This is a genomic window from Shewanella khirikhana (assembly GCF_003957745.1).
Taxonomy (GTDB): domain Bacteria; phylum Pseudomonadota; class Gammaproteobacteria; order Enterobacterales; family Shewanellaceae; genus Shewanella; species Shewanella khirikhana.
In genome coordinates this window covers 2,996,484-3,019,367 of the sequence record NZ_CP020373.1, presented here as the reverse complement: position 1 = coordinate 3,019,367, position 22,884 = coordinate 2,996,484, and the positions used below count along the sequence as shown (strand labels likewise).

The 22,884-nt window shown below is 55.7% G+C and carries 21 protein-coding genes; 14 read left to right on the top strand and 7 right to left on the bottom strand.

The annotated features are described in order from the left end of the window. Positions 1–28: 28 nt before the first annotated feature. Positions 29–1,393, top strand: a complete 1,365-nt coding sequence (locus tag STH12_RS13185) for an L-serine ammonia-lyase (RefSeq protein WP_126167958.1) — start codon at positions 29–31, stop codon at positions 1,391–1,393. 52 nt (positions 1,394–1,445) lie between these two features. Here the strand turns inward: STH12_RS13185 and STH12_RS13180 are convergent, their stop codons facing one another. Beyond that, positions 1,446–1,898, bottom strand: a complete 453-nt coding sequence (locus STH12_RS13180) for a GNAT family N-acetyltransferase (protein WP_126167957.1) — start codon at positions 1,896–1,898, stop codon at positions 1,446–1,448. A gap of 208 nt (positions 1,899–2,106) precedes the next feature. Here STH12_RS13180 and STH12_RS13175 point away from each other — a divergent pair, with 208 nt between their 5' ends. Both STH12_RS13175 and STH12_RS13170 read left to right on the top strand, forming a co-directional pair. Further along, entirely contained in the window at positions 2,107–2,415 is a 309-nt protein-coding gene (locus STH12_RS13175) for a hypothetical protein (RefSeq protein ID WP_237158619.1), read from the top strand. 142 nt (positions 2,416–2,557) lie between these two features. Then, the gene (locus tag STH12_RS13170) at positions 2,558–3,868 is read left to right on the top strand and encodes a dicarboxylate/amino acid:cation symporter (RefSeq protein WP_126167956.1); all 1,311 of its coding nucleotides are present in this window, start codon (positions 2,558–2,560) and stop codon (positions 3,866–3,868) included. A 73-nt stretch (positions 3,869–3,941) separates the two neighbouring features. Here STH12_RS13170 and STH12_RS13165 read toward each other — a convergent pair whose 3' ends face one another. After that, on the bottom strand, positions 3,942–4,355 hold the full coding sequence (locus STH12_RS13165) for an META domain-containing protein (RefSeq protein ID WP_126167955.1): 414 nt from the start codon (positions 4,353–4,355) through the stop codon (positions 3,942–3,944). Here STH12_RS13165 and STH12_RS13160 point away from each other — a divergent pair. Continuing rightward, entirely contained in the window at positions 4,354–4,650 is a 297-nt protein-coding gene (locus STH12_RS13160; RefSeq protein WP_126167954.1) for a hypothetical protein, read from the top strand. The two genes, STH12_RS13165 and STH12_RS13160, sit on opposite strands and share 2 nt — an antisense overlap. Positions 4,651–4,742: 92 nt before the next feature. On the opposite strand, the gene STH12_RS13155 is transcribed toward STH12_RS13160, so the two are convergent. After that, positions 4,743–6,239 carry a GGDEF domain-containing protein gene (locus STH12_RS13155; RefSeq protein WP_126167953.1) on the bottom strand — a complete coding sequence of 499 codons (1,497 nt, stop codon included), beginning with the start codon at positions 6,237–6,239 and terminating at the stop codon, positions 4,743–4,745. Positions 6,240–6,324: 85 nt separating this feature from the next. After that, positions 6,325–7,314: a nucleotidyl cyclase domain-containing protein gene (locus STH12_RS13150; protein ID WP_126167952.1), complete on the bottom strand. Its 990-nt coding sequence runs from the start codon at positions 7,312–7,314 to the stop codon at positions 6,325–6,327. A 144-nt stretch (positions 7,315–7,458) separates the two neighbouring features. Here STH12_RS13150 and STH12_RS13145 point away from each other — a divergent pair, with 144 nt between their 5' ends. The 3 genes from STH12_RS13145 to STH12_RS13135 all read left to right on the top strand — a co-directional run bounded on the left by STH12_RS13145 (position 7,459) and on the right by STH12_RS13135 (position 10,448). Beyond that, positions 7,459–7,989, top strand: coding sequence for a GNAT family N-acetyltransferase (locus STH12_RS13145; protein ID WP_126167951.1), 531 nt, complete (start codon positions 7,459–7,461; stop codon positions 7,987–7,989). 90 nt (positions 7,990–8,079) lie between these two features. Then, positions 8,080–10,125, top strand: coding sequence for an EAL domain-containing protein (locus STH12_RS13140; protein ID WP_237158617.1), 2,046 nt, complete (start codon positions 8,080–8,082; stop codon positions 10,123–10,125). Beyond that, positions 10,116–10,448: a hypothetical protein gene (locus STH12_RS13135; RefSeq protein WP_126167949.1), complete on the top strand. Its 333-nt coding sequence runs from the start codon at positions 10,116–10,118 to the stop codon at positions 10,446–10,448. Before STH12_RS13140 ends, STH12_RS13135 begins: the two co-directional genes overlap by 10 nt. A gap of 93 nt (positions 10,449–10,541) precedes the next feature. On the opposite strand, the gene metK is transcribed toward STH12_RS13135, so the two are convergent. Further along, positions 10,542–11,693, bottom strand: a complete 1,152-nt coding sequence (gene metK / locus STH12_RS13130; RefSeq protein ID WP_126167948.1) for a methionine adenosyltransferase — start codon at positions 11,691–11,693, stop codon at positions 10,542–10,544. 368 nt (positions 11,694–12,061) lie between these two features. On the opposite strand from metK, the gene tkt reads away from it, so the two are divergent. The 4 genes from tkt to fba all read left to right on the top strand — a co-directional run bounded on the left by tkt (position 12,062) and on the right by fba (position 17,652). Then, positions 12,062–14,053, top strand: a complete 1,992-nt coding sequence (tkt, locus tag STH12_RS13125; RefSeq protein WP_126167947.1) for a transketolase — start codon at positions 12,062–12,064, stop codon at positions 14,051–14,053. A 120-nt stretch (positions 14,054–14,173) separates the two neighbouring features. Then, a complete protein-coding gene (gene epd, locus STH12_RS13120; protein WP_126167946.1) occupies positions 14,174–15,190 on the top strand; it encodes an erythrose-4-phosphate dehydrogenase in 1,017 nt (338 codons plus the stop codon). An 81-nt stretch (positions 15,191–15,271) separates the two neighbouring features. Next, the gene (locus STH12_RS13115) at positions 15,272–16,453 is read left to right on the top strand and encodes a phosphoglycerate kinase (RefSeq protein ID WP_126167945.1); all 1,182 of its coding nucleotides are present in this window, start codon (positions 15,272–15,274) and stop codon (positions 16,451–16,453) included. Positions 16,454–16,584: 131 nt separating this feature from the next. After that, positions 16,585–17,652 (top strand): class II fructose-bisphosphate aldolase, encoded by a 1,068-nt coding sequence (gene fba, locus STH12_RS13110; RefSeq protein ID WP_126167944.1) that lies wholly within the window; start codon positions 16,585–16,587, stop codon positions 17,650–17,652. Between the two features lie 84 nt (positions 17,653–17,736). Here the strand turns inward: fba and STH12_RS13105 are convergent, their stop codons facing one another. Both STH12_RS13105 and STH12_RS13100 read right to left on the bottom strand, forming a co-directional pair. Continuing rightward, on the bottom strand, positions 17,737–18,135 hold the full coding sequence (locus STH12_RS13105) for a hypothetical protein (protein WP_126167943.1): 399 nt from the start codon (positions 18,133–18,135) through the stop codon (positions 17,737–17,739). Between the two features lie 12 nt (positions 18,136–18,147). Further along, entirely contained in the window at positions 18,148–18,615 is a 468-nt protein-coding gene (locus STH12_RS13100; RefSeq protein WP_237158615.1) for a hypothetical protein, read from the bottom strand. A 175-nt stretch (positions 18,616–18,790) separates the two neighbouring features. Here STH12_RS13100 and STH12_RS13095 point away from each other — a divergent pair, with 175 nt between their 5' ends. The 3 genes from STH12_RS13095 (at position 18,791) to nhaD (ending at position 22,862) form a co-directional block, all read left to right on the top strand. Beyond that, complete coding sequence (locus tag STH12_RS13095; RefSeq protein ID WP_126167942.1) at positions 18,791–20,293, top strand: protein adenylyltransferase SelO; 1,503 nt, start codon at positions 18,791–18,793, stop codon at positions 20,291–20,293. Between the two features lie 155 nt (positions 20,294–20,448). After that, the gene (locus tag STH12_RS13090; RefSeq protein WP_126169519.1) at positions 20,449–21,189 is read left to right on the top strand and encodes a DUF481 domain-containing protein; all 741 of its coding nucleotides are present in this window, start codon (positions 20,449–20,451) and stop codon (positions 21,187–21,189) included. Between the two features lie 266 nt (positions 21,190–21,455). Next, complete coding sequence (gene nhaD / locus STH12_RS13085; RefSeq protein WP_418856622.1) at positions 21,456–22,862, top strand: sodium:proton antiporter NhaD; 1,407 nt, start codon at positions 21,456–21,458, stop codon at positions 22,860–22,862. Positions 22,863–22,884: the final 22 nt, after the last annotated feature.

Sequence of the window (22,884 nt, the reverse complement as noted above, 5' to 3'; positions counted from 1 at the left end):
GCGCCGCCTCTGCGTTTTGGAGTCTTCCATGTTCAGTACCTTTGATATTTACAAAATTGGTATCGGGCCTTCGAGTTCCCATACAGTTGGGCCGATGAAGGCAGCCAAAGCCTTTGTGGATATTCTTGATAACTTAAATCTTTCCGGTCGTGTCGATAGCCTGAAAGCCGATGTGTATGGGTCACTGTCGCTCACCGGCAAGGGCCACCATACCGACATCGCCATTTTATTGGGGCTGATGGGCAACAGCCCTGAAAGCGTGGATATCGATGCGATTCCCGCAACTATTACCGCCGTCAATGAGACAGAAACCCTGTGGCTTGAAAGCGGCAGACCGGTGCGTTTTGCCCGCGACGCCATGGTGTTTCATCCCCATGCCTTGCCACTGCATGAAAACGCCATGACCTTAAGCGCCTTTGCCGGGGATGAGCTGCTGCTCTCGAAAACCTACTACTCCATCGGTGGTGGTTTTGTGGTGGAGGAGGCCGATTTTGGCAAGGTGCAGGGCGGTGAGACCCTGTTCCCCTATCCATTCGAAGATGCCGAGCGGCTGGTAGAGCTTTGTCGCGCTGAAGGGGTGAGCATTTCTACCCTGATGCTGGCCAATGAAAAGGCCTGTCACAGTGAAGAGTATATTTACCGTGGATTTCGCGACATCTGGCTGACCATGAAGCAGGCTATTGAGCGAGGTTGCCACACCGAAGGTGTGCTTGCCGGGCCTCTGCGGGTGCCGCGCCGGGCACCGGCGCTGCTGAAACAGCTTGAAAGCAACGGCCGCATCAGCGCAGATCCGATGGAAATTGTGGATTGGGTTAACCTGTTTGCATTGGCGGTCAGCGAAGAAAATGCCGCCGGCGGCCGGGTCGTCACGGCCCCGACCAATGGTGCGGCCGGGATCATTCCGGCGGTGATGGCCTACTTTGACCGCTTTATTCAGCCGCTTGGGCAAAAGGAATACAGCCGCTTCCTGCTGGCCTCCGCGGCCATTGGCAGTTTGTATAAGCGTAATGCATCTATTTCGGGTGCCGAAGTGGGTTGTCAGGGCGAAGTGGGCGTTGCCTGCTCTATGGCAGCGGCGGGGCTTGCGGAGCTCATGGGTGCCAGCCCGGCTCAGGTGTGTATGGCGGCCGAAATCGCCATGGAGCACAACCTGGGGCTGACCTGCGATCCGGTCGCGGGTCAGGTGCAGGTGCCCTGTATCGAGCGCAATGCCATTGCTGCGGTAAAAGCGGTGAATGCCGCGCGGATGGCGCTGCGGCGCACTTCAGACCCCAGAGTCAGCCTCGATAAGGTGATTGCCACCATGTACGAGACCGGCAAAGACATGCATGCCAAGTACCGTGAAACCAGCCTGGGTGGCCTCGCCATCAAGGTCACCAGCATTTGTGACTAAACTGAAAAGGCCATCGATGATGGCCTTTTTTATTTCTTAAATTAACCTGTTATCAGTTTTTCGGCTTTTCTTCGTACATCAGGTAGTAGCTCTTTTCCATGCCAAGGGCTTCGTAGGTGCGCTGGGCATTGGCGTTTTCCTGCTCCACATAGAGGCGGAAACTGGCGGCGCCACCGGACTCGGTAGCCAGGTCTTTGACGGCCTGATACAGACGGGAGTAAATGCCTTTGCGTCTGTGCTCAGGGCGAATGTACACGCTCTGGATCCAGTAATAGTCTTTGGCGCGCCAGTCACTCCACTCGAAGGTAACCATCAGCGAACCGGCAATCTCGCCGTCAATCTCGGCGACCAGATAAAAGCCTTTGGCGGGGTTTTCCAGCAGGGTAGACACGCCCTTGGAGAGGGTAGCTGTGTCGAGCTGCAGCCCTTCGGTTTCCATCGCCATGGCCTGGTTAAAGTTGACGATATCGGTTAAGTCGGCCGCCACAGCCTTGCGTATGTTCATCAAGCATTCCTGTTATTGTTTTAGAGCCGATAATCTAGCACAGCCACCCACCCGGATGCAGCCTGCGTCTGGCTTGACCTGAACGGCTTGAGGTCATGAGCCGTTGGTCTGATGTCGCTAAAATACCGCCTATGAGGTATTCGACTAAAGTCGAATGCGGCTACACTTAAAAGCAGGTTGGAGCTGGTGCTAAATTTGGGGGGATCAGATGGCCAAGCGTATTCATGTTGTGCGTCCCAAAGTTTTTTTGTCATTACATCAATCAGATAAGCCTGGTGAGCTCTTTGGAGAGGCGCAGATTAATCATCCACTGCACTTTTGTTTGACGCTGCTCACCTTAGGGCTGTGGGCGACGGTTTGGTGGTATCTCATCCTGAAGCAACAGGGTAAAAGCGACAACATGCTGGCGGGTTTTGATGATGATTACTGGAGTTATTTGATTGAGCGCGAGCAGCCTCCGGCGGCGCTCTATCCGCAGCGGTTCAGCGCTGAAAACCGCGGTTTTTTTGAGGCCTGAGTCAGAAGGCCGCACAAGTTGTGAAGCCGATCCCCACCCGGTTTCACAGCAAATGTTAATATTCGCGTTCGGCCGTCTGATGCCGAGCGCGCCGGGAAGGATGCTGAGCGTGCCCCTTTAGCAAGTCTGAAAAGGTTCTGGTATGTCTGCTACTCCTCCCGCTAGTCTGTGGCGCCGTTGGTGCGCCGTGCCCCTGTGGCTGCAAATTCTTACCGGCATGCTGCTTGGTATAGGCGTTGGCCTTGCCCTCGGCCCCGATGCCAGCGCCCTCAAACCCATAGGCACCCTGTTTGTAAACACCATCAAGATGTTGATTGTGCCGCTGGTGTTTTGCTCGCTGATTGTGGGGGTGACCTCGATGCAGGATACCGCCCGCATGGGGCGTATCGGCTTCAAATCCTTCGCGTTTTATTTGGGAACTACCGCCATTGCCATTTCGGTGGGACTGCTGGTGGGCTGGCTGTTGGAGCCAGGCGCGGGCCTTAGTCTGGAAGGGCACGACCTCAGCGCCGAGGTGAAAGCGGCCCCTTCGGTAATGGATACCCTGGTGAACATAGTGCCCACCAATCCGGTCGCCGCGCTGGCCAGTGGCCAGATTTTACAGGTGATTGTATTTGCTGTGGCCCTGGGTGTGGCGCTGGTGCTGATTGGCGACCACGGTAAGCCGGCCATTAAGGTATTCGAAAGCCTTGCCGAAGCCATGTACAAGCTTACTGACATGGTGATGAAGCTCGCCCCTTACGGGGTGTTTGGCCTGATGGCCTGGGTGGCGGGTGAATACGGCATCGACATGCTGCTGCCGCTTATCAAGGTGATTTTTGCTGTTTACCTGGGCTGCGCGCTGCATATTCTGGGCTTTTATTCGTTGGTGCTGAAACTGGTGGCCGGACTGAGCCCCATTCAGTTCTTTAAAGGTATTAGCAATGCCATGGCGGTGGCTTTCACCACCTCCAGCAGTGCCGGTACCCTGCCTGCCAGCATGAAGTGCGCCAGCGAGTATCTGGGTGTAAACAAAAAGATTTCCAGCTTTGTGCTGCCCCTTGGCACCACTATCAATATGGATGGCACCGCCCTTTACCAAGGGGTCACGGCGCTGTTTGTGGCCCAGGCTTTTGGGGTGGATTTAACCTGGGTGGATTATCTCACCATAGTGCTGACTGCAACGCTCGCTTCTATCGGCACCGCCGGGGTTCCGGGGGCTGGTCTGGTGATGCTGACTCTGGTACTCACCACAGTTGGCCTTCCTCTGGAAGGGGTAGCCATTATTGCCGGTATCGACCGGGTGCTGGATATGGCCCGCACCGTGGTCAACGTGTCCGGCGACCTGGTGGCCACCACAGTGATTGCCCGCTCTGAGGGTGAAATTGATATCGCCCACTACAATGCCGATATGGAAACCAGCGCCGAAATCGCCAGCAGCCGTGAGGCGGAGCAGAAAACCGCTACCCAGTAGTTCGTTTAAACCTGTGCGTTAAAACGTAAAAAGCCCCGACAATGCGGGGCTTTTTTGCGGTGAACTTTAGTGCTTACAGACGACTTAAGATCACCAGAGTTTGGCCCGCCTCATCGAGCAGCAGTAGCTTGCCCTGGGACTCTTTGGCCGCGTGTACCTTGGGCAGGGCGTCAGTGACTCTGGCTTCCTGATCCATCAGCGCATCGACGCAGGCTTTGCGGGTCATGCCGGCTGGCATCAGGGTCAGCTTGTCGCCATCCTGCGCGTAGGAGCCGAAGAAGTTGTTGCAACTGTTATTGCCAGTCAGCTTGCCGCTGGGCTCAAACACCAGCTTGGCCGGGCTGTAGTCGATAACCGGACGGTCGTATACCTGTTCTATGTGCCAGCTTCCCAGAAGATCCATATTGCTCACTTCAGATGTCGGGGTGGTTTGACAGCCCGCCAGGCTCAGGGTAGCGGCGGCTATCAGGGCGATTTTCTTGATCATGCAGGTTTCCATACTGTACTTTGACGGCAAATATCGCCGTCCTGAAGGCGATTATGTGGTGGAATCGATGAAAAGTGTAATGAAATTTCTGAAAATCCTGCACTGGATTGGTCTGATCATGGTGGTTACCGGTGCCTGGCTGTATTTGGGCACAGAGCTGACCAGTCAATTGGCCGGGATGATTTGGGCGGCGGTGCTTATTGGTCTGGGGCTGGTGTTTATGTCGCCTTACCCTGTGGTACTCGCAATTGAGTGGGCCAAGGGCCAGTCGGCACCTGAGCCCGGTGATGACTGACGTCTTCACTGAATAACTGCCATTAAATAAAACGGCCTGCTTGGATGCAGGCCGAATGAAAGATGGATTACCGCGCTGCTGCGCCTGGCATGTCAGTCGCTGGTTTTCTTGCGCCGTCCGCTACTTCTGGGTGTGCTTTTGCCGGCAGTGCTTTTACTCGCCGGGCCATTGTCAGCGTTGCTGTCTGCCGTGGTTTTGGCCGCTGAGCGCCTTCTGCCCGAGCTTCTGCTGCCGGTTGTATTGCCAGCGCCAGTTGCGGAGGATTTCGCCGCACTTCTGCCACGCCGCTTTGGTTTTTCTGCTGGCGTCTCTTGAGTCACTTCGCCAGAGCCTTCAGCGACTTGTTGAGAGCCTTCAGATATTTGAGAACCATCAGTGACTCGCTCCGAGCCATCGGCGGCTGCTTCTGAACTTTCATTGACGCCGGGCTGCTGAACGAGGACGTCAGCGGCTGGTGTGTTGTCTGGCTGTTCGTCTGCTTCGGCCTGAGTCACGTCCGGAGTTATATCCTCAGTTACTTCTTCAACGGGCTCAGTTATATCTTCAACGGATTCTGTCACCTCCTCAACCGGTTCGGCCGCATCCTCCACAGGCTCAGCCACATCCTCAACGGGGCTCTCGTCGGCTGCGGCTTCAGTGGCCATAAACTGTTCGCTGATATTCAGCGTTTCGTTATCCAACGGTTCAATGGGTTTGCTTATCACCGCTTTGGGATACAGGCGTGCTCGGGTAGTTTGCAGCTCATCGTTTGCCTGGGCCATCATGGGGCCGAGTTCCAGATGCGAGTCGGGGGTGAAGAAGCTGTGGCCGGTGAGTACCCGCTGCGGCTCAAGCTTGCGGGCGAACTGCTTGCGAAGCCGGGTGACCAGGGAGTCGAGGTTCGCTTCGCTGTCGACAAAGGCGAGCAGCACAATCTGGTTGCCAATCCGGGCTGCCAAATCGGCTTCACGCAGGTTATCAAACACCACCTGCGCCAGCGAGCGCAGCTTTTCTTCGGCTTCATGGCCCTGGTATTCAGTTCCGTTTTCCATCAATACCAAGCCGGCGTGGGAGCCCAGTCGGCGGCTCAGATTCAGTTGCCTGGGCGCCATCAGATTGAAACCGTGGCTGTTCAGCATCTGGGTGGCTTCGTCCTGCAGAGACAGTTGCTCCATTTGTCTTGCCTGACGGTATACCTTCAGCTCAGATTGCAGGTAATCGATGATGGGGGCGGCCAGGGTTTGGCAGCTGTCGAGGTTAGGGGGCAGTTTGTCGCATACCAGCAGTACGGCACCAAAAATGCCGCCACCGGGCCAATGCAGGGGCAGTTCAATCAGGCCATGGCGCCAGATGCCTTCGTCCGGTAATGAGGTGTTGGACAGACGCTGCTTAAGATGATCGATAGGCTCAATGGCACCCTGGGTCAGGCCAACATTTTTGTTCTGTTTGACCGAAATCAGTCTGGCATCGCCAAAGTGGTACTGCACCAGGGCACTGGCGCTGGCCTTGAAAAGCTGACAAAGAAGCTGAGTGAGCTGATGCCAACGGGGTTCATCGATGGCCGGGTGGGGATGTTCCAGCAACCATTCGGAAACAGGGTGTAAAGACATGAATGTTCACATAATGTAATTTTTGTTATTACATCATAACTTAGCCAGCAAATTGAGAAAAATCCAGCCTGACGAACGCTGTGTTCTATTCGGGGGCTGTCTCCTTGGCATTTTCTTCATTGGCAGCGGCCTTGGCGCGTTGCTCCCTTTGCCAGCTTTGCAGGTTTTCTTTTGCCAGTGTCAGCATGGGGCCAAGCTTGGTGCTGGTATCGGGCGTAAAGAAGCGGTAGCTGTGATCCAATTTCAGGTTAGGGTCCTGCTGTGCCAGCTGTTTTTCGACCCTGTGCACTATGTGGGACAGGTCGCGCTCGTTGTCCAAAAACGCCAGTACCACAAACAGGGTGTCGCTGTAGTGTGCGGCTATGTCGGCGGTGCGTATGGTGTGCTGCACTATGTTGCCCAGCAGCCGGTGATGTTTCTCGGTCAGGTCTTTTGGCTTGGCCGGGTCGTCCAGCAGTTCAAAGAAAATGATCCCGGCATGGGCACCAAAACGGCGCCCAAGGTTCAGTTGCCTTGGCGCCATCATGATAAAGCCATAGTGATTGAGCATGCCGGTTTCCCGGTCCCGCATCGACAGCGACTCAACTCTGTGACTTTGGCACAGCAGTGCCAAGTCCTGTTGCAGCAATATTTGAAACGGCTCCAGCATCAGGCTGTTGAGGCTTTGATTTTCAACTTTGCTGTGTGACAGCACACACAGGCAACCAAAAATGGACCCGTCGGGCCAGAGAATGGGGCGGGCCAACAAGCCGATGCAGTTGTCGAACTCGGCGGGCAGCTCTCCGGCAGCGTAGCGGCTCAAATCAATGGAAAGTCCGTCGGGCATGGCGTTCACCAGATCCAAAAACAGGGGGGTATCCCTGTCAAAGGTCTGTCCGGAGGTGAAATGGGGCACATCGGCGATGGCACTGACCAGAACTTCAAATCCCTGCGCAATTTTTTGTGCCACAAACACATAGTCGGCTTCGTAGTAACGCTTGATTAGCTCGCATTGATGCATCCAACGCACCAGGTTGACCTGAGGCGTGTCAGACTCGAGCAAGCTTGTGTGGGGGTTGACTGATTCTGGCAGCATAGGGGGCGGGCGCCTTATTCCTTGGGACTCAGTACAGTGTGGTTCTCAAGTCGCAAAACCGCAAATTTTCAGCAGATTTGCTCAATTCATCGTCTGGGGGAGTAACTCGGGTATAATGGCATTTTTCGCCAATCGGAGCCTTGAGTGATTAGACTGGCAACCCCCGATGATATAGCGGCGCTGGTCGCACTGGAGCGGCGCCATGGCCGCGATGAGTTAAGCTCCGACGACCCAGGGCTTGAGGCGCAGCTCTTTGATAAAAAAGCCTTTACTGAACTAATTGCTCGGGAGCTGTTACTGCTTTCGCTGCAAGGCGGCGCCATTGTCGGCTATGGGGTGGTGACATCTGAAGGCTTTTATCAGGGCTCGGCATTTTACCGGCGACTTTTTTCCCGCGCCCAATCTGTGGCAAAGGAGCTGGATATCCGTCTGCAAAGGCCTGGCTGCTATGGGCCTGTGTGGGTGGCGCCGGCGTTTCGCGGCAAGGGCGTGTTCACACCGCTGGTGAATGAAATTTTGGCGCAGGCCAAGAAACGCTTCGATGGCCTTGTCACCTTTATTGCCGAGGAAAATGAGCACTCACTCAATGTGCACGTGCAGCGGGCACAGATGCAAGTGGCTGACTTTTTTGATGACAATGGACGGGGTTTCTACTTATTGCTTAAACCGCTCTGAGCAAATTACCTGTCACGCCATGGTTTTATAGGTTAAGGTTATTTTAATGTTACTGAGTGAGTCGCAAGTGGTATGCCCGGCAGTTTTCAGTTGATCGACAGAAGCTTTCTGCTCGCAGTGCGTGAGTCCTTCATCGCGCTGCTGCCTTTTCTGCTGATCAATGCACTGCTTGCTCTCATTCCCGTGCTTGGCGATACCTTTACGCCAGAGCTTGCCAAAACTGACGCTTTTTTATGGTTTGGCGGTATCAGTGCCACACTGGGACATTTGTTCCCGCTGCTGGCCATGTTGTCGCTGTCGTATCACTTTGCCAAGTACCTCGAAATCTCTCCCATTGCCACCGCTACCCTGTCGTTGGGGATTGTGTTTTCGCTGCACGTACATGCCCAGCAAGGGCAGGTATTCAGTGACTACATGATTGAGGTGCTTAATGACCCGCGCATTGTTTTTACTCCCATTTTTGCCACCTATGTGCTGAGGCAGTTTTTACTGCTCGACTCCCTGAAGTTGGTGAGAAGCACCGAGCTCAGTAACTATTTGCAGCAGCACATTAATTTGATTGTGCCCATGGTGCTGACCTTTGTGCTGGTGTTGCTGGTGCTGCATGGGGTAACTCTGGGGATGCAGTTTGCCGGCACGCCGCTGCTTGATGCCATTGGCGAGTTCGGAGCGCTTGGGCAGGTGCTGTTTCGGGTGTTGGTGACCCATTTGCTGTGGTGTTTTGGGGTGCATGGCGATAATGCGTATCTGCTGCTGATGGGATCTGACAATGGCCAGCAGCTGATAGCTCCCGGTCTGACGCTGAGCCAGTTTATGGACCTTTTTGTGCTGCTTGGCGGCAGCGGTGCCACCATTCCATTACTTATTGCCATTTTCCTTGAAAGTCGTGATGCCCAAAGCCGAAACCTAGCCAAAATCGCGGCCCCTTTTTCGCTGGTTAATATCAACGAGCTGCTGATCTATGGCCTGCCGATTGTGTTTAACCTGCGCATGGCGGTGCCGTTCGTTGTCCTGCCTTGCCTAAACGTGCTGCTGGCCTGGTCGGTATTGCAAACCGGGCTGATGCAATTCGATGGCAGGCCATTCCCCTGGGTGACGCCGATTTTCCTCAACAGCTGGATTGCCTCCGGTGGCTTTGGGGTTATTTTGCTGCAAATTCTGTTGGTCATCATCGGGGTGTTTGTCTATCGCCCCTTTATCCGCCGCTACAGTGTGTTTACCGATACCAACAGCTTCGATAGAGAGCTGATTAAACGCGCCGAGCTGCAATATGACATTGAGCGTCTGTCTGAACGTCAGTACAGCCGTAATCAGTCGGAGACCCTGGCAGCCAGCCGCAACCTTGAAAAAACTGTCCGTGAAGTGCTGTCCGGTGAACTGCTTATCTACTATCAGCCCAAACTCAAGTTGCCGGAGAAAAAGGTTGTCGGTTTCGAGGCCTTGCTGCGGCTTAAAGATGCCCATGGTCAGATAAAAGGCCCCTGGTTTATCGATGCCTTCCAGAAGGCGGGCTTTTCCCACGTGATTGATCGCTTTGTGATAACCACGGTGGCAGAAGATTTAACTCGTTGGGAGAAAATGGGTTTTCAGCCCAAGGTGAGCATCAACCTTGACCCCAATAATCTCAACGATGTGCAAATGCTCGATCGCCTCAGAACCGCTCTTGGACGCTATGCGGCACAAATTGAGGTAGAGATCCTCGAAAGCGCCTTTATGAAGGATCTGGATGGCATCAACAAGTCGATTGAGCAATTGCAAACCCTGGGGTTCCGTTTCCTGCTGGATGACTTTGGCACCGGTTTTTCGAGCCTTAGCCTGCTGACTCAAATCGGGGTGGACGGCATTAAATTAGACCGCAGCATGCTGGCCAAGGCGCAGGAAGATAAGGGGCGGGTGCTCTATTGTCAGGTGTGCGATTTGTGTCAGAACCTGGGGTTTGCGCTGGTGGCCGAAGGGGTGGAAACCGAGGCCGAAGCCACCTTTGTGGCCAACGCCGGTGTAGGTTATGTGCAGGGGTGGCTGTATGCCAAGGCGATGCCGGCCGAGATTGCCCGCGCCTACGCCATGCTGCACAATGATGCCTCCAGCGACAGTAGTGAATACAGCGCCGACCAACAGGGAGAACCATGGCTGTAAGTCCCACCCCAATTGAATCCTTACTGGCACCCTACGCCCATCATCCGTTAAGTGCTTGGGATAAACTCAGGTTCGCCTTCAGCCTGTGTCAGCATAAAGGTCTTGAGGTCAGCGCATTTCGTGGTGGTATGCCGCGTGAAGGCTATTGGCTGCTTGCAGACGGGCAGGGGGTATTTTGTGGCGCTGTGAATCACTGGCAGGGATGCTGGGAATACCAGGAACTGCCAGCAGCTTCTGAGCTGACCGTGCTTGAAATGGTGGCCGTGCCTGAATCTCAGCTTGGTTTTATGTTGGTGGAAACCGCCCATTTCGATCACTGCTGATAGCGCTATCAAGGCCGTGCAGCCGCATCTTGATACCCAATTCAGGACAATAAAAAACCGCCTTTCGGCGGTTTTTTATGGGCAAGTGCCTGATTACAGACCTGAGTCTGCGCGCAGGGCCTCGGCCTTGTCGGTTTGCTCCCAGGGGAACTCGCTGCGGCCGAAGTGGCCGTATGCGGCAGTCGCCTGGTAGATAGGACGGGCCAGGTTCAGCATTTCGGTCAGGCCGTATGGGCGCAGGTCGAAGTGCTGACGCACCAGCTGGATGAGTTTCTCTTCAGGCAGCTTACCGGTACCGAAGGTCTCGATGCTGATGGACGTTGGCTCGGCCACGCCGATGGCGTAGGAAACCTGGATTTCACAGCGGTCAGCCAGACCGGCAGCCACGATGTTTTTGGCAACATAACGGGCAGCGTATGCGGCTGAGCGGTCAACCTTGGATGGGTCTTTACCGGAGAAAGCGCCGCCACCGTGACGGGCCATGCCGCCGTAGGTGTCAACGATGATCTTACGACCAGTCAGACCACAGTCACCCATAGGGCCACCGATAACGAAACGGCCAGTTGGGTTGATAAAGAACTTGGTGTCCTTGTTCAGCCACTGGGCAGGTAACACAGGCTTGATGATGGTTTCCATCACGCCTTCTACCAGATCAGACTGAGACACAGAGTCGCAGTGCTGGGTAGAAAGTACGATGGCATCGATGCCGATAATCTTGCCTTCATCGTAGGCGAAGGTTACCTGAGACTTGGCGTCTGGGCGCAGCCAAGGCAGGGTGCCGTCTTTACGCACTTCAGACTGACGCTTCACCAGCGCGTGGGCGTAGGTGATTGGGGCTGGCATCAGCACGTCGGTTTCGTTGCTGGCGTAGCCAAACATCAAACCCTGGTCGCCGGCGCCCTGTTCACGTGGGTCGCTGCGGTCAACACCCTGGTTGATGTCGGGAGACTGCTTACCGATGGCGCTCAGAACCGCACAGGAGTTGGCGTCGAAGCCCATGTCAGAATGAACGTAGCCAATTTCACGGACAGTGTTACGGGTCAGTTCTTCGATATCAACCCAGGCAGAGGTAGTGATTTCACCGCCCACCATTACCATACCGGTTTTTACGTAAGTTTCGCACGCAACGCGGGCCTTGGGATCCTGGGCCAGGATAGCGTCGAGTACGGCATCGGAGATCTGGTCTGCAATTTTATCGGGATGACCTTCTGAGACCGACTCAGAGGTAAACAAGTGTTTTGCCATGTTTGGAAAATCTCGTCTTTAAGCGTTAAACGTGTAGAAGCATCTACATCTAGACGGCCATTTTAGTTGAATTTCTCTCCACGATCATCCCCCGTTTGGGAAAATTTAGTGCCATTTGTGACCCAGATGCCTGACTGTCAGTGGGCTGTTTTGGCAAAGGAAATTATTAAATTCAACAAATTCAGCGTGATAAAGGGCTAAGTTGGCACGCCCTCTTGACTATAGTTTGCTGTAGCGGCCGCTGCATAAAAGCAACTGTGATTTTTCTACGACTGTGGTGGAAATTTAAATTTGCGTCCACAAGCCCTGTTAAGGGAAAATATGTGCCCACAATTGCCCGAAAAGCCTCAATACAAGCAGGAGAGAGCATGTCTCGTAAAGAACTCGCCAACGCTATCCGTGTCCTCAGCATGGACGCCGTTCAAAAGGCCAACTCCGGTCACCCCGGTGCCCCAATGGGGATGGCTGATATTGCCGAAGTCCTTTGGCGCGGTCATCTGAAGCACAACCCCACCAATCCACAGTGGGCCGATCGCGACCGTTTCATCCTCTCCAATGGCCACGGCTCCATGCTGCACTACTCGCTGCTGCACCTGGCCGGTTATGACCTGTCTATTGACGATCTAAAGCAATTCCGTCAGTTGCACTCTCGCACCCCAGGCCACCCTGAGTATGGTTATGCCCCAGGCATCGAAACCACCACGGGTCCTCTGGGTCAGGGCATCACCAACGGCGTGGGTATGGCCATTGCTGAGAAAGTGCTGGCTGCTCAGTTCAACCGTGACGGTCACGACATCGTTGACCACTTCACCTACGTGTTCATGGGTGACGGCTGCTTGATGGAAGGTATCTCCCACGAGGCTTGCTCTCTGGCAGGCACCCTGGGTCTGGGCAAACTGATTGCCTTCTGGGATGACAACGGCATCTCTATCGACGGTCACGTTGAAGGCTGGTTCACCGACGACACGCCAAAGCGTTTCGAATCTTACGGCTGGCACGTGATTGCCGGTGTTGACGGTCACGACAGCGACGCCATCGACGCTGCCATCAAGGCGGCCAAGGCTGACCCTCGTCCAACCCTTATCTGCTGTAAGACTGTGATTGGTTACGGCTCTCCAAACAAGTCCGGTTCACACGACTGTCACGGCGCGCCACTGGGCGATGCTGAAATCGCAGCCGCCCGTGAATTCCTCGGCTGGAAGCACGATCCATTCGTTATTCCTGCTGACATTTATGCCGAGTGGGATGCCAAAGAAGCCGGTATCGCTTCTGAAAAAGCCTGGGATGCCAAGTTTGCCGCTTACGCCGCTGCTTACCCAGAGCTGGCCGCAGAATACCAGCGCCGCGTGAACGGCGAACTGCCAGCCAACTTCGGCGCAGAAGCCCAGGCCTATATCGAGAAGTTGCAGAACAACCCTGCCAATATCGCTTCCCGTAAAGCCTCACAAAACGCCCTGGAAGCCTTCGGCGCCATGCTGCCTGAATTCCTCGGCGGCAGTGCCGACCTGGCCCCATCCAACCTGACCATGTACTCGGCTTCCAAGTCCATCACAGGTGACGATGCCAGCGGTAACTACCTGCACTACGGTGTGCGTGAGTTCGGTATGACCGCCATCATCAACGGTATCGCTCTGCACGGCGGCTTTGTGCCATACGGCGCTACCTTCCTGATGTTTATGGAATATGCCCGTAACGCCACGCGTATGGCTGCCTTGATGAAGGTGCAGAACATCCAGGTTTACACCCACGACTCTATCGGTCTGGGCGAAGACGGCCCGACTCACCAGCCAGTAGAGCAAATCGCTTCGCTGCGTGTGACCCCGAACATGAGCACCTGGCGCCCATGTGACCAGGTTGAGTCTGCCGTGGCCTGGAAATATGCCATCGAGCGCAAAGACGGCCCAACTTCGCTGATCTTCTCCCGTCAGAACCTGGCGCAAATGCCACGCAGCGCCGAGCAGCTGGCTAATGTCGCCAAGGGCGGCTACGTGCTGGTAGACAGCGCCGCGGCACCTGAGCTCATCATCATTGCCACCGGTTCTGAAGTTGAGCTGGCCGTGAAGGCGCAGGCCGAGCTGACCGCCAAGGGCAAGCAGGTACGCGTGGTGTCCATGCCATCTACCGATGCCTTCGACAAGCAGGATGCGGCCTATAAAGAAGCCGTTCTGCCTGCCAGCGTCACAAAACGCGTGGCCGTGGAAGCGGGTATTGCCGATTACTGGTATAAGTATGTGGGTCTGAACGGCCGCATCATCGGTATGACCAGCTTCGGCGAGTCAGCGCCAGCCAATCAGCTGTTCGAAATGTTCGGCTTCACCGTCGACAAGGTGGTTGCCGCCGCCGAAGAGCTGCTGGGTTAATACTGACGCGAGCAAGGTGGCAGCCTGGCTGCCACCGGTCTGACCGGCGTTGCCGGTCAGCCTCTGTCGGCAGGGGAGCCGACAGGGTTTTCACCCTCCCCAGAGGATTTGCTCACCACTATGATCCGTGTTGCTATCAATGGTTATGGCCGCATCGGCCGCTCCGTACTGAGGGCGCTTTATGAGTCCGGCAAACGGGGCCAGATGCAGCTGGTCGCCATTAATGAACTGGCCAAGCCCGAGGCCATAGTTCACCTGACCAATTACGACACCACCCACGGCCGTTTCCATACCCGTGCCAGCCTCAATGAAGGTATGATGCACCTTGGAGATGACGCCATCCGCTTGCTGGCCGTTGAAGATGCCGCCGCGCTGCCCTGGCGGAAGCTGGATGTGGATTTGGTGTTCGAGTGCACAGGCGCCCTCAATGACAGGCAAAGCGCCGAAGCCCATATTCATGCCGGTGCCCGCAAGGTACTGATAAGCCATCCGTCTTCTGCCGATGTCGATGCCACCATCGTTTATGGTGTCAACGATGCCAGCCTTAAAGCCACAGATACCGTAGTCTCCAATGCCTCCTGCACCACCAACTGTCTGGTGCCGGTCATCGACGTGCTCGACCGCCACTTTGGCGTGAGGAGTGGTGCAATCACCACCATCCACTCGGCCATGAACGATCAGCAGGTGATTGATGCCTACCATGACGACCTGCGCCGTACCCGTGCAGCCAGCCAGTCGATTATCCCGGTGGACACCAAGCTTGCCCGTGGGATTGAGCGCATTCTGCCGCAGATGAAAGACAAGTTTGAGGCTATCTCGGTAAGGGTGCCGACCATCAATGTCACCGCCATCGACCTCTCGGTGACCCTGGATACCCGCGTGGATATCGCCACCATCAACGCCGCACTCAAGGCCGCCGCCGATGGCAGCGCCAGTGGCATACTGGGCTATACCGACGAGCCTCTGGTATCATGTGACTTTAACCATGATCCGCGCTCCAGCGTGGTGGATGGCACCCAGACCCGTGTCAGCGCCGGACATCTGGTGAAAATGCTTTTGTGGTGCGACAACGAGTGGGGTTTTGCCAACCGCATGCTCGATACCGCCCTGGCCATGGCCGCCACACAAGCCGATTGACCCTACAGGATAATGAAGAAGAGCAGGGACAAGCTTTTCTCACAAGAATTTGTTTTTGATTAAAAATAAGGAAGCAATACCATGACAATTATCAAAATGTCAGACCTGGATCTTAACGGCAAGCGCGTGCTTATCCGTGAAGATCTGAACGTGCCTGTGGCCGATGGCGTTGTCACCAGTGACGCCCGTCTGCGCGCCTCTTTGCCCACCATTAAGCTGGCGCTGGAAAAAGGCGCTGCGGTAATGGTGATGTCTCACCTGGGCCGTCCGACCGAAGGCGAGTACAACGAAGAGTTCTCCATGAAGCCTGTGGTGAACTACCTGACAGCCGCGCTGGATTGCCCTGTGCGCCTGGTCAGCGATTACCTCGATGGCGTTGATGTTGCCGTTGGCGAAGTGGTTGTGTTCGAAAACGTGCGCTTCAACAAGGGCGAGAAGAAGAATGACGAGGCGCTGTCGAAGAAGATGGCGGCCCTGTGTGACGTTTACGTGATGGACGCCTTCGGAACCGCGCACCGCGCCGAAGCCTCCACCAACGGCGTGGGTCTCTATGCCCCTGTCGCCTGCGCAGGTCCCTTGCTTGCTGCTGAGCTTGATGCGCTCGGTAAGGCGCTGGACAACCCAGCCCGCCCGCTGGTGGCCATCGTGGGTGGCTCCAAGGTATCAACCAAGCTGACCGTGCTCGAGTCACTTTCCGGCATCGTTGACCAGCTGGTTGTCGGCGGCGGTATCGCCAACACCTTTATTGCCGCAGCCGGTAATCAGGTGGGCAAGTCGCTGTATGAAGCCGACCTGATTGATGAAGCCAAGCGTCTGGTGACCAATGCCCAGAGCCGCGGCGGCGATATCCCTGTGCCTACCGATGTGGTAGTGGGTAAAGAGTTCAGCCCAACTGCCGTGGCTACCCTGAAAGATGTGAGCGATGTTGCCGCAGACGATATGATTTTCGATATCGGCCCAGACAGCGCCGAGGCCCTGGCGGCCATCCTTAAGAACGCCGGTACCATCGTCTGGAACGGCCCTGTGGGTGTGTTCGAATTCGACCAGTTCGGTGAAGGCACCAAGCGTATCGCCCAGGCGATTGCTGAGTCTTCTGCTTTCTCTATCGCCGGTGGCGGTGACACTCTGGCGGCCGTGGATAAATACGGTATCGCCGACAAGGTGTCTTACATCTCTACCGGTGGTGGCGCCTTCCTTGAGTTCCTCGAAGGCAAGGAGCTGCCAGCCGTGGCCATGCTCACCGCCCGTGGTGCCAAGGCATAACACTGCAACAAATTACTATTATTAAAAAAACCGCCTCCCGGGAGACCGGGAGGTATAAAAATCAGTCCAAACGATAGCGACCTCGGTGACCCAAATTCAGCATGGATGTCACCCTATTAATGGAGTAAAAAATGGCCCTTATTTCCCTACGTCAACTGCTGGACCACGCTGCAGAGCATGGTTACGGTGTGCCTGCGTTCAACGTGAACAACCTTGAGCAAATGCGCGCCATCATGCAGGCGGCCGAAGCCACCGACAGCCCTGTGATTGTTCAGGCCTCTGCCGGTGCCCGCAAGTACGCCCGTCCTCAGTTCCTCAAGTACCTGATGAACGCCGCCCTCGAGCAGTATCCCGATATCCCTGTGTGTATCCACCAGGACCACGGCACCCACCCCGACGTGTGCCAGCGTTCTATCCAGCTGGGTATGAGCTCGGTGATGATGGACGGCTCTTTGATGTCAGACGGTAAAACCCCGGCTTCTTACGACTACAACGTCGACGTGACCCGCAAGACAGTGGCATTCGCCCACGCCTGTGGTGTGTCTGTTGAAGGTGAAATCGGCTGTCTGGGTAGCCTGGAAACCGGTACTGCCGGTGAAGAAGATGGTATCGGCGCTGCTGGCGTACTGAGCCACGACCAGCTGCTGACCACCGCCGAAGAAGCCGCGCGCTTTGTGGCCGACACCCACGTGGATGCCCTGGCCATTGCCATCGGTACCAGCCACGGTGCCTACAAGTTCAGCCGCAAGCCTACCGGTGACGTACTGCGTATCGACCGTATCAAAGAAATCCACGCCCGTATCCCTAACACCCACCTGGTGATGCACGGCTCGTCTTCTGTGCCCCAGTACTGGCTGGAAATCATCAACCAATACGGTGGTGAAATCCCTGAGACCTACGGTGTGCCGCTGGAAGAAATCGTTGAAGGCATCAAGCACGGCGTGCGTAAGGTGAACATCGACACCGACCTGCGTCTGGCCTCCACCGGCGCGGTACGTAAGTTCCTGGCCGAGAACCCAAGTGAGTTCGACCCACGTAAGTTCCTCAAGGCCTCCATGGAAGCCATGGCCGATATCTGTACCGAGCGCTACGAAGCCTTTGGCTGTGCCGGTATGGCATCGAAAATCAAGCCGCTGTCACTGCAGGCCATGTACAAGCGTTATCAGACCGGCGAGCTGGACCCGAAGATCAACCTCTAATCTCGCTGAATTGAAAAAGCCCGCAATTGCGGGCTTTTTTCTTTTAAGCTGAGCGAATTAACCAGAGGGAAAGCCCTCTCAGGCTCACATCGCAAGCTTTTTACGCATGGCATCGTCGCGCACATTGAGGGTGATTTCATAGGCGATGGCGCGTCTGAGTTTCACCATCCAGCCATCCACGTTTTCCTGCTTGAATTTGCAGTCGCAGCTGGCATCCACCAGTTTCAGCTTGGCCTCATCACCGACCACCGCCAGCTCGGCCTTAATCCGATAGCCCTTGTGGTTGATGGTGGCAAGGTAGAGCTGATCCGAGACCTTCTCATAGGTCCAGCCGTTACGGCTGATGCCTTTTTGCACCAGTTGATCCTTGTTGGTTAACTGGTCGCCAAAGGGCAGGGGATCGGTATAGGTCAGGGTCTGGGCAAACAGAGGGCCGGCGGCAAGGCTCAGCAGCACAGCGGTAATTAATGTTGTGATTTTCATAGTGCGCTTCCCTTAAACCTTATTGAGCTCGTTCACAATGCTGAGGCGTAAGTTTTTGATGTACTTGTAGTAACTTTTATCAGCCTTGTAGCAAATGCCATCCACCGGCTTGGTGCACACCAAATCGTTGCTGGATTTTTCGTGCTTGATTTGCACGTACTTGTCGTCGTATTCAATCCGCAGCAGTACCACGTCACCGCGGTAGTCAAAGCGGGCCATGATGTAGCCATCGCCTTCGCCGTCATACACCCAGGAAAAACCTTTGGTGTTAATCATGCCCTGCAGGATCCCAAGGCGCAGCTCTGGCGCTGAGCGGCCTTCGGCGGGGATTTCCTGATGCACAACACGAATGTATTTATCGGAGGTTTTACCGTTTATCGACTGGTCGATATTCAGCATACCGGGGGCAGCCTGAGCGGCGGCGCTTCCCAGCAAAAACAGGGCGGCAAGCCCGGACTTGAGGTTCAGGGGCAGGTTCACGGATTATTCCTTGTGGTGGTGTCCTTAAGGGCACAACTGTAACGGGATTGATGGCATTTGTTAAGCCGAAGAATGCCTTTGTCGTGCGCCTGACTGTGACAAGGCGCCGCTCTGGGTTACCATCGTGGAAATGTCTCAGATTTCACACCGCCTTGCGGTGCAGCCGGAGCCGTCCATGACGCAAGCTTTCGCCCCTTTTTCCTTTGATAACAGCTTCGTTCGCGATATGCAGGGTTTTTACGAGCCCTGGCAGGGCGCACGGGTGCCCAATCCCGCCATGGTGTGTTTTAACCTGCAGTTGGCCGATGCCCTCGGTATGGACATGAGCCTTGCCGCCGATGAGCGGCTCGCTGCCTTTTTTGCCGGCATGTTGACGGCAAAGGGCAGTGAGCCGGTGGCGCTGATCTACGCCGGTCACCAGTTTGGCGGCTTCTCTCCACGCCTGGGTGATGGCCGTGCCCTGCTGCTTGGCGAAGTGGTTGACGGCAACGGCAAGCGCTGGGATATCCATCTTAAAGGCTCGGGAAGAACCAATTTTTCCCGCGGCGGTGATGGCAAGGCTGTGCTTGGGCCTGTGCTGCGCGAATACTTGATGGGTGAAGCCATGTTCGCTCTGGGAATTCCCACCACCCGCGCCCTGGCGGCAGTCAGCACCGGAGAGGACGTGTACCGCGATGGCATTAAGCCCGGCGCTGTATTGGCTCGGGTGGCCGCAAGCCATATCCGGGTGGGCACCTTTGAGTATTTTGCTGCCCGCGGCGAACATGACGCCTTGGCGCAGTTGGTGGATTACAGCCTTCAGCGTCATTATCCGAAAGTTGCTGGGGTTGCTGGCGATGAATCACCGGCGCTGACGCTGCTCAAGGCGGTATCCCACGCTCAGGCACAGCTGGTGGCCAAGTGGATGGGCGTTGGCTTTATCCACGGGGTGATGAATACCGACAATGTGACCATTTCCGGCGAAACCATCGACTATGGCCCCTGCGCCTTTATGGACAGATACGATGCCCGCACCGTATTCAGCTCCATCGATCACGAAGGTCGCTACGCCTATGGTAATCAACCGGGTATCGCCCGCTGGAACATGGCGCGCTTTGCCGAGGCATTACTGCCGCTCTTGGCGGAGGATGAATCCGAGGGGCTGGCCCAGGCGCAGGCGGTGCTGGATGGCTACGCCGAAGTCTATACCCATGCCTGGCTTGCGGTGTTTGCTGCCAAGTTTGGCTTAAGGGAGGTTAAAGAGGGCGACCTTGACCTCTTTATGGACTTCCTGAAACTGCTGGGTGAACTCAATCTGGACTTCACCCAGGCCTTCAGAGCCCTTGGCTACAGCATTGAGCCAGGTGACGAAGCGTCGGCAAACGGGATTGCTGCCCTGGCGAGTGCAGCCGGTGTTGATACCAGTGCCCTCGGTGGCTGGCTTGGCCGCTGGCGGGCCCGTCAGGATCAGTCCGGCGCTGACACCGCCGCCATGATGGCGCAGCACAATCCGCTGTACATTCCCCGCAATCACTTGCTGCAGGCGGCACTGGACAGTGCCGAAAGTGGCGATATGCAGCCATTTGAGCAACTGCTGCAACGGGTAACCCGCCCTTACACCGAGGTGGAAGGTAAGGCGCAGTACGCCCAGCCAGCACCCGCCGATTTCGGTCCTTTCAGGACATTCTGCGGCACCTGATACTGACAAAGTCGCCAATTCAGGGCCATTCAACAGGAATGGCCTTTTTTATGTCTGACATTGGCATTTTGTGGCGGATTTCGCATTTTCATACTCAAGTGTTACCATGTGCGGCGATTTTGGGAGCGAAAACACCTGATAAGGATAAGAGAATGATGAACAAACTGCTGATTGCTGCGGCCTTGTCTGCGGCGATGCCTTTTGCGGCTGTAGCCGGTGCCGACTTTGTTGAAGGCGACAAGACCTTCGCAGGTGAAGCTGAGCTGGGTGCCACCCTGACCACAGGTAACACCGACACCACGTCGCTGAAAGGCCGTCTGGGTCTGAAGCACGAGCTGGGCAACTGGGAAAACCAGTACACTCTCGAAGCTCTTTACAAAGAAGATACTGACGAAGTGACCGCTGAGCGTTACTTTGCCGGTGCGCAGGGCAACTACAAGTTCGACGATAACGACTACCTGTTTGCCAACGCCAACTACGAGCAGGACCCGTTCACCGGTTACGACTACAAGTTCACTGCGGCAGTGGGTTATGGTCACCGCTTTATCGACACCGACAAAACCACCCTGGCAATGGAAGTGGGTCCCGGTTATCAGTATCAGCGCCTCGACGATGAGCAGGCTGCGCTGCTGGGTTACACCTCTGACGACAGCATTGTGGCCCACGGCGTGCTGAACTTTGAAACCGCCATCAGCGATTCTTCCAAGTTCAAGCAGCTGGTTGTTGCCGACTACGGTGACAAGCTGGAAGCCCGCTCTGAAACCTCGCTGACCGCCAACATCATCGGTGCCCTGGCAATGAAATTTGCCGTGATTGTGCGCTACAACAGCGAGCCGCTGGATGGCAAAAAGAGCACTGACACCGAAACCAACATGACCCTGCTGTACGCCTTCTAAGTACAGGTCATCATGCGGAAAAAAGCGCCTCAGGGCGCTTTTTTTGTTTTTTTATTACTACCTTGTAGGTAAATGTAAAAAAATACTGAAATTTTTTGTGATTCAGGCAAAGCTTATTCTAAGAAAGTTGCGCTCAATCAACATTTGCACCTCCGGCGGCGTGCTACTTTCTGCCCAGTTTCCAACGAATAAGGCGAACTATGAGAACAAGGCATTGGATGGGGGGAGTCCACCGCATTGCGGGGCTGGTGATTTCATTTTTGACCATGGCGTTGATGGCGCCGCTTGCCTGGGCCAGTGAGTCGGGCCAGGGCGAATGGCTGGATTTAACCCACTCGGGAGTGGGCTATCTGGCCATTTTTATTTTCGTGCTCGCCTATACCCTGGTGATGCTGGAAGAGAAGCTGCATCTGAGAAAATCCAAGCCGGTACTGGTGGCGGCCGGCATCATCTGGGGCATGCTGGGGTTTGTTTATTCCCAGCACGGCATGCCCCAGGTGGCGGAAGAAGCCTTCAAGCACAACCTGCTGGAATACGCCGAACTGCTGCTATTCCTGTTGGTGGCCATGACCTACATCAACGCCATGGAAGAGCGCGGCCTGTTCGATGCGCTGCGTGCCTGGATGGTCAGCCGCGGCTTCAGCCTGCGGCAGGTGTTCTGGCTTAGTGGCATTCTGGCATTCTTTATTTCGCCGGTGGCGGATAACCTGACCACAGCACTGCTGATGTGCGCCGTGGTAATGAAGGTGGGTGGCGAGAACCGCCGCTTTATCGGCCTTGCCTGTATCAATATAGTGGTGGCCGCCAACGCCGGTGGTGCCTTCAGCCCCTTCGGCGACATCACCACCCTGATGGTGTGGCAAAAAGGCATAGTGCCCTTTGGTGAGTTCTTCGATCTTTTCATTCCATCGGTGGTGAACTTTATGGTGCCGGCGTTGGTGATGAGCTTCTTTGTTGGCAATGAACGTCCTGCGGCCGTATCGGAGCGGGTGTTTATGCGCCGCGGCGCCAAGCGCATCGTCGGGCTGTTTTTGCTGACCATTGCTTCTGCTGTGATGGCCCACTCTTTCCTGGGAATGCCACCGGTGCTGGGCATGATGACCGGCCTTGGCATGCTGCAGTTCTTTGGCTTTTTCCTTCGCAAGACCTTCGACAGCTCGGTGGAAAAGGCCCGCGCCAAGGCGGAAGCCAACAAAGACAACGACCGCCTGGCCAATCTGGGCAACGTGGTGCCCTTCGATGTGTTCAGCCGTGTGGCCCGCGCCGAATGGGATACTCTGCTGTTCTTCTACGGGGTAGTGCTGTGTGTGGGTGGCCTTGGCTTTATGGGCTATCTGACCCTGGTATCGGAAGCCATGTATACCCATTGGGACCCTACCTATGCCAACGTCGCCGTGGGTTTGCTGTCGGCTGTGGTGGATAACATTCCGGTGATGTTTGCCGTGCTGACCATGAACCCGGACATGGCTCTTGGCCAGTGGCTGCTGGTGACCCTGACCGCCGGGGTCGGGGGCAGTTTGCTGTCCATCGGCAGTGCCGCCGGGGTAGCGCTGATGGGGCAGGCCCGCGGTATCTATACCTTCGGTACCCACCTCAAATGGACCCCGGTGATAGCCCTTGGCTATATCGCCAGTATTCTGGTGCATATGTGGCTGAACGCCGCCACCTTCTGATCACATGCCCTTATGCCGCGTT

What these genes read in the sequence shown, in the direction of transcription:
- STH12_RS13185 (WP_126167958.1), top strand. Translation starts at nt 29, where the DNA reads ATGTTCAGTACCTTTGATATTTACAAAATTGGTATCGGGCCTTCGAGT.
- STH12_RS13180 (WP_126167957.1), bottom strand. Translation starts at nt 1,898, where the DNA reads ATGAACATACGCAAGGCTGTGGCGGCCGACTTAACCGATATCGTCAAC.
- STH12_RS13175 (WP_237158619.1), top strand. Translation starts at nt 2,107, where the DNA reads ATGGCCAAGCGTATTCATGTTGTGCGTCCCAAAGTTTTTTTGTCATTA.
- STH12_RS13170 (WP_126167956.1), top strand. Translation starts at nt 2,558, where the DNA reads ATGTCTGCTACTCCTCCCGCTAGTCTGTGGCGCCGTTGGTGCGCCGTG.
- STH12_RS13160 (WP_126167954.1), top strand. Translation starts at nt 4,354, where the DNA reads ATGCAGGTTTCCATACTGTACTTTGACGGCAAATATCGCCGTCCTGAA.
- STH12_RS13165 (WP_126167955.1), bottom strand. Translation starts at nt 4,355, where the DNA reads ATGATCAAGAAAATCGCCCTGATAGCCGCCGCTACCCTGAGCCTGGCG.
- STH12_RS13155 (WP_126167953.1), bottom strand. Translation starts at nt 6,239, where the DNA reads ATGTCTTTACACCCTGTTTCCGAATGGTTGCTGGAACATCCCCACCCG.
- STH12_RS13150 (WP_126167952.1), bottom strand. Translation starts at nt 7,314, where the DNA reads ATGCTGCCAGAATCAGTCAACCCCCACACAAGCTTGCTCGAGTCTGAC.
- STH12_RS13135 (WP_126167949.1), top strand. Translation starts at nt 10,116, where the DNA reads ATGGCTGTAAGTCCCACCCCAATTGAATCCTTACTGGCACCCTACGCC.
- metK (WP_126167948.1), bottom strand. Translation starts at nt 11,693, where the DNA reads ATGGCAAAACACTTGTTTACCTCTGAGTCGGTCTCAGAAGGTCATCCC.
- tkt (WP_126167947.1), top strand. Translation starts at nt 12,062, where the DNA reads ATGTCTCGTAAAGAACTCGCCAACGCTATCCGTGTCCTCAGCATGGAC.
- epd (WP_126167946.1), top strand. Translation starts at nt 14,174, where the DNA reads ATGATCCGTGTTGCTATCAATGGTTATGGCCGCATCGGCCGCTCCGTA.
- STH12_RS13115 (WP_126167945.1), top strand. Translation starts at nt 15,272, where the DNA reads ATGACAATTATCAAAATGTCAGACCTGGATCTTAACGGCAAGCGCGTG.
- fba (WP_126167944.1), top strand. Translation starts at nt 16,585, where the DNA reads ATGGCCCTTATTTCCCTACGTCAACTGCTGGACCACGCTGCAGAGCAT.
- STH12_RS13105 (WP_126167943.1), bottom strand. Translation starts at nt 18,135, where the DNA reads ATGAAAATCACAACATTAATTACCGCTGTGCTGCTGAGCCTTGCCGCC.
- STH12_RS13095 (WP_126167942.1), top strand. Translation starts at nt 18,791, where the DNA reads ATGACGCAAGCTTTCGCCCCTTTTTCCTTTGATAACAGCTTCGTTCGC.
- STH12_RS13090 (WP_126169519.1), top strand. Translation starts at nt 20,449, where the DNA reads ATGAACAAACTGCTGATTGCTGCGGCCTTGTCTGCGGCGATGCCTTTT.
- nhaD (WP_418856622.1), top strand. Translation starts at nt 21,456, where the DNA reads ATGGCGTTGATGGCGCCGCTTGCCTGGGCCAGTGAGTCGGGCCAGGGC.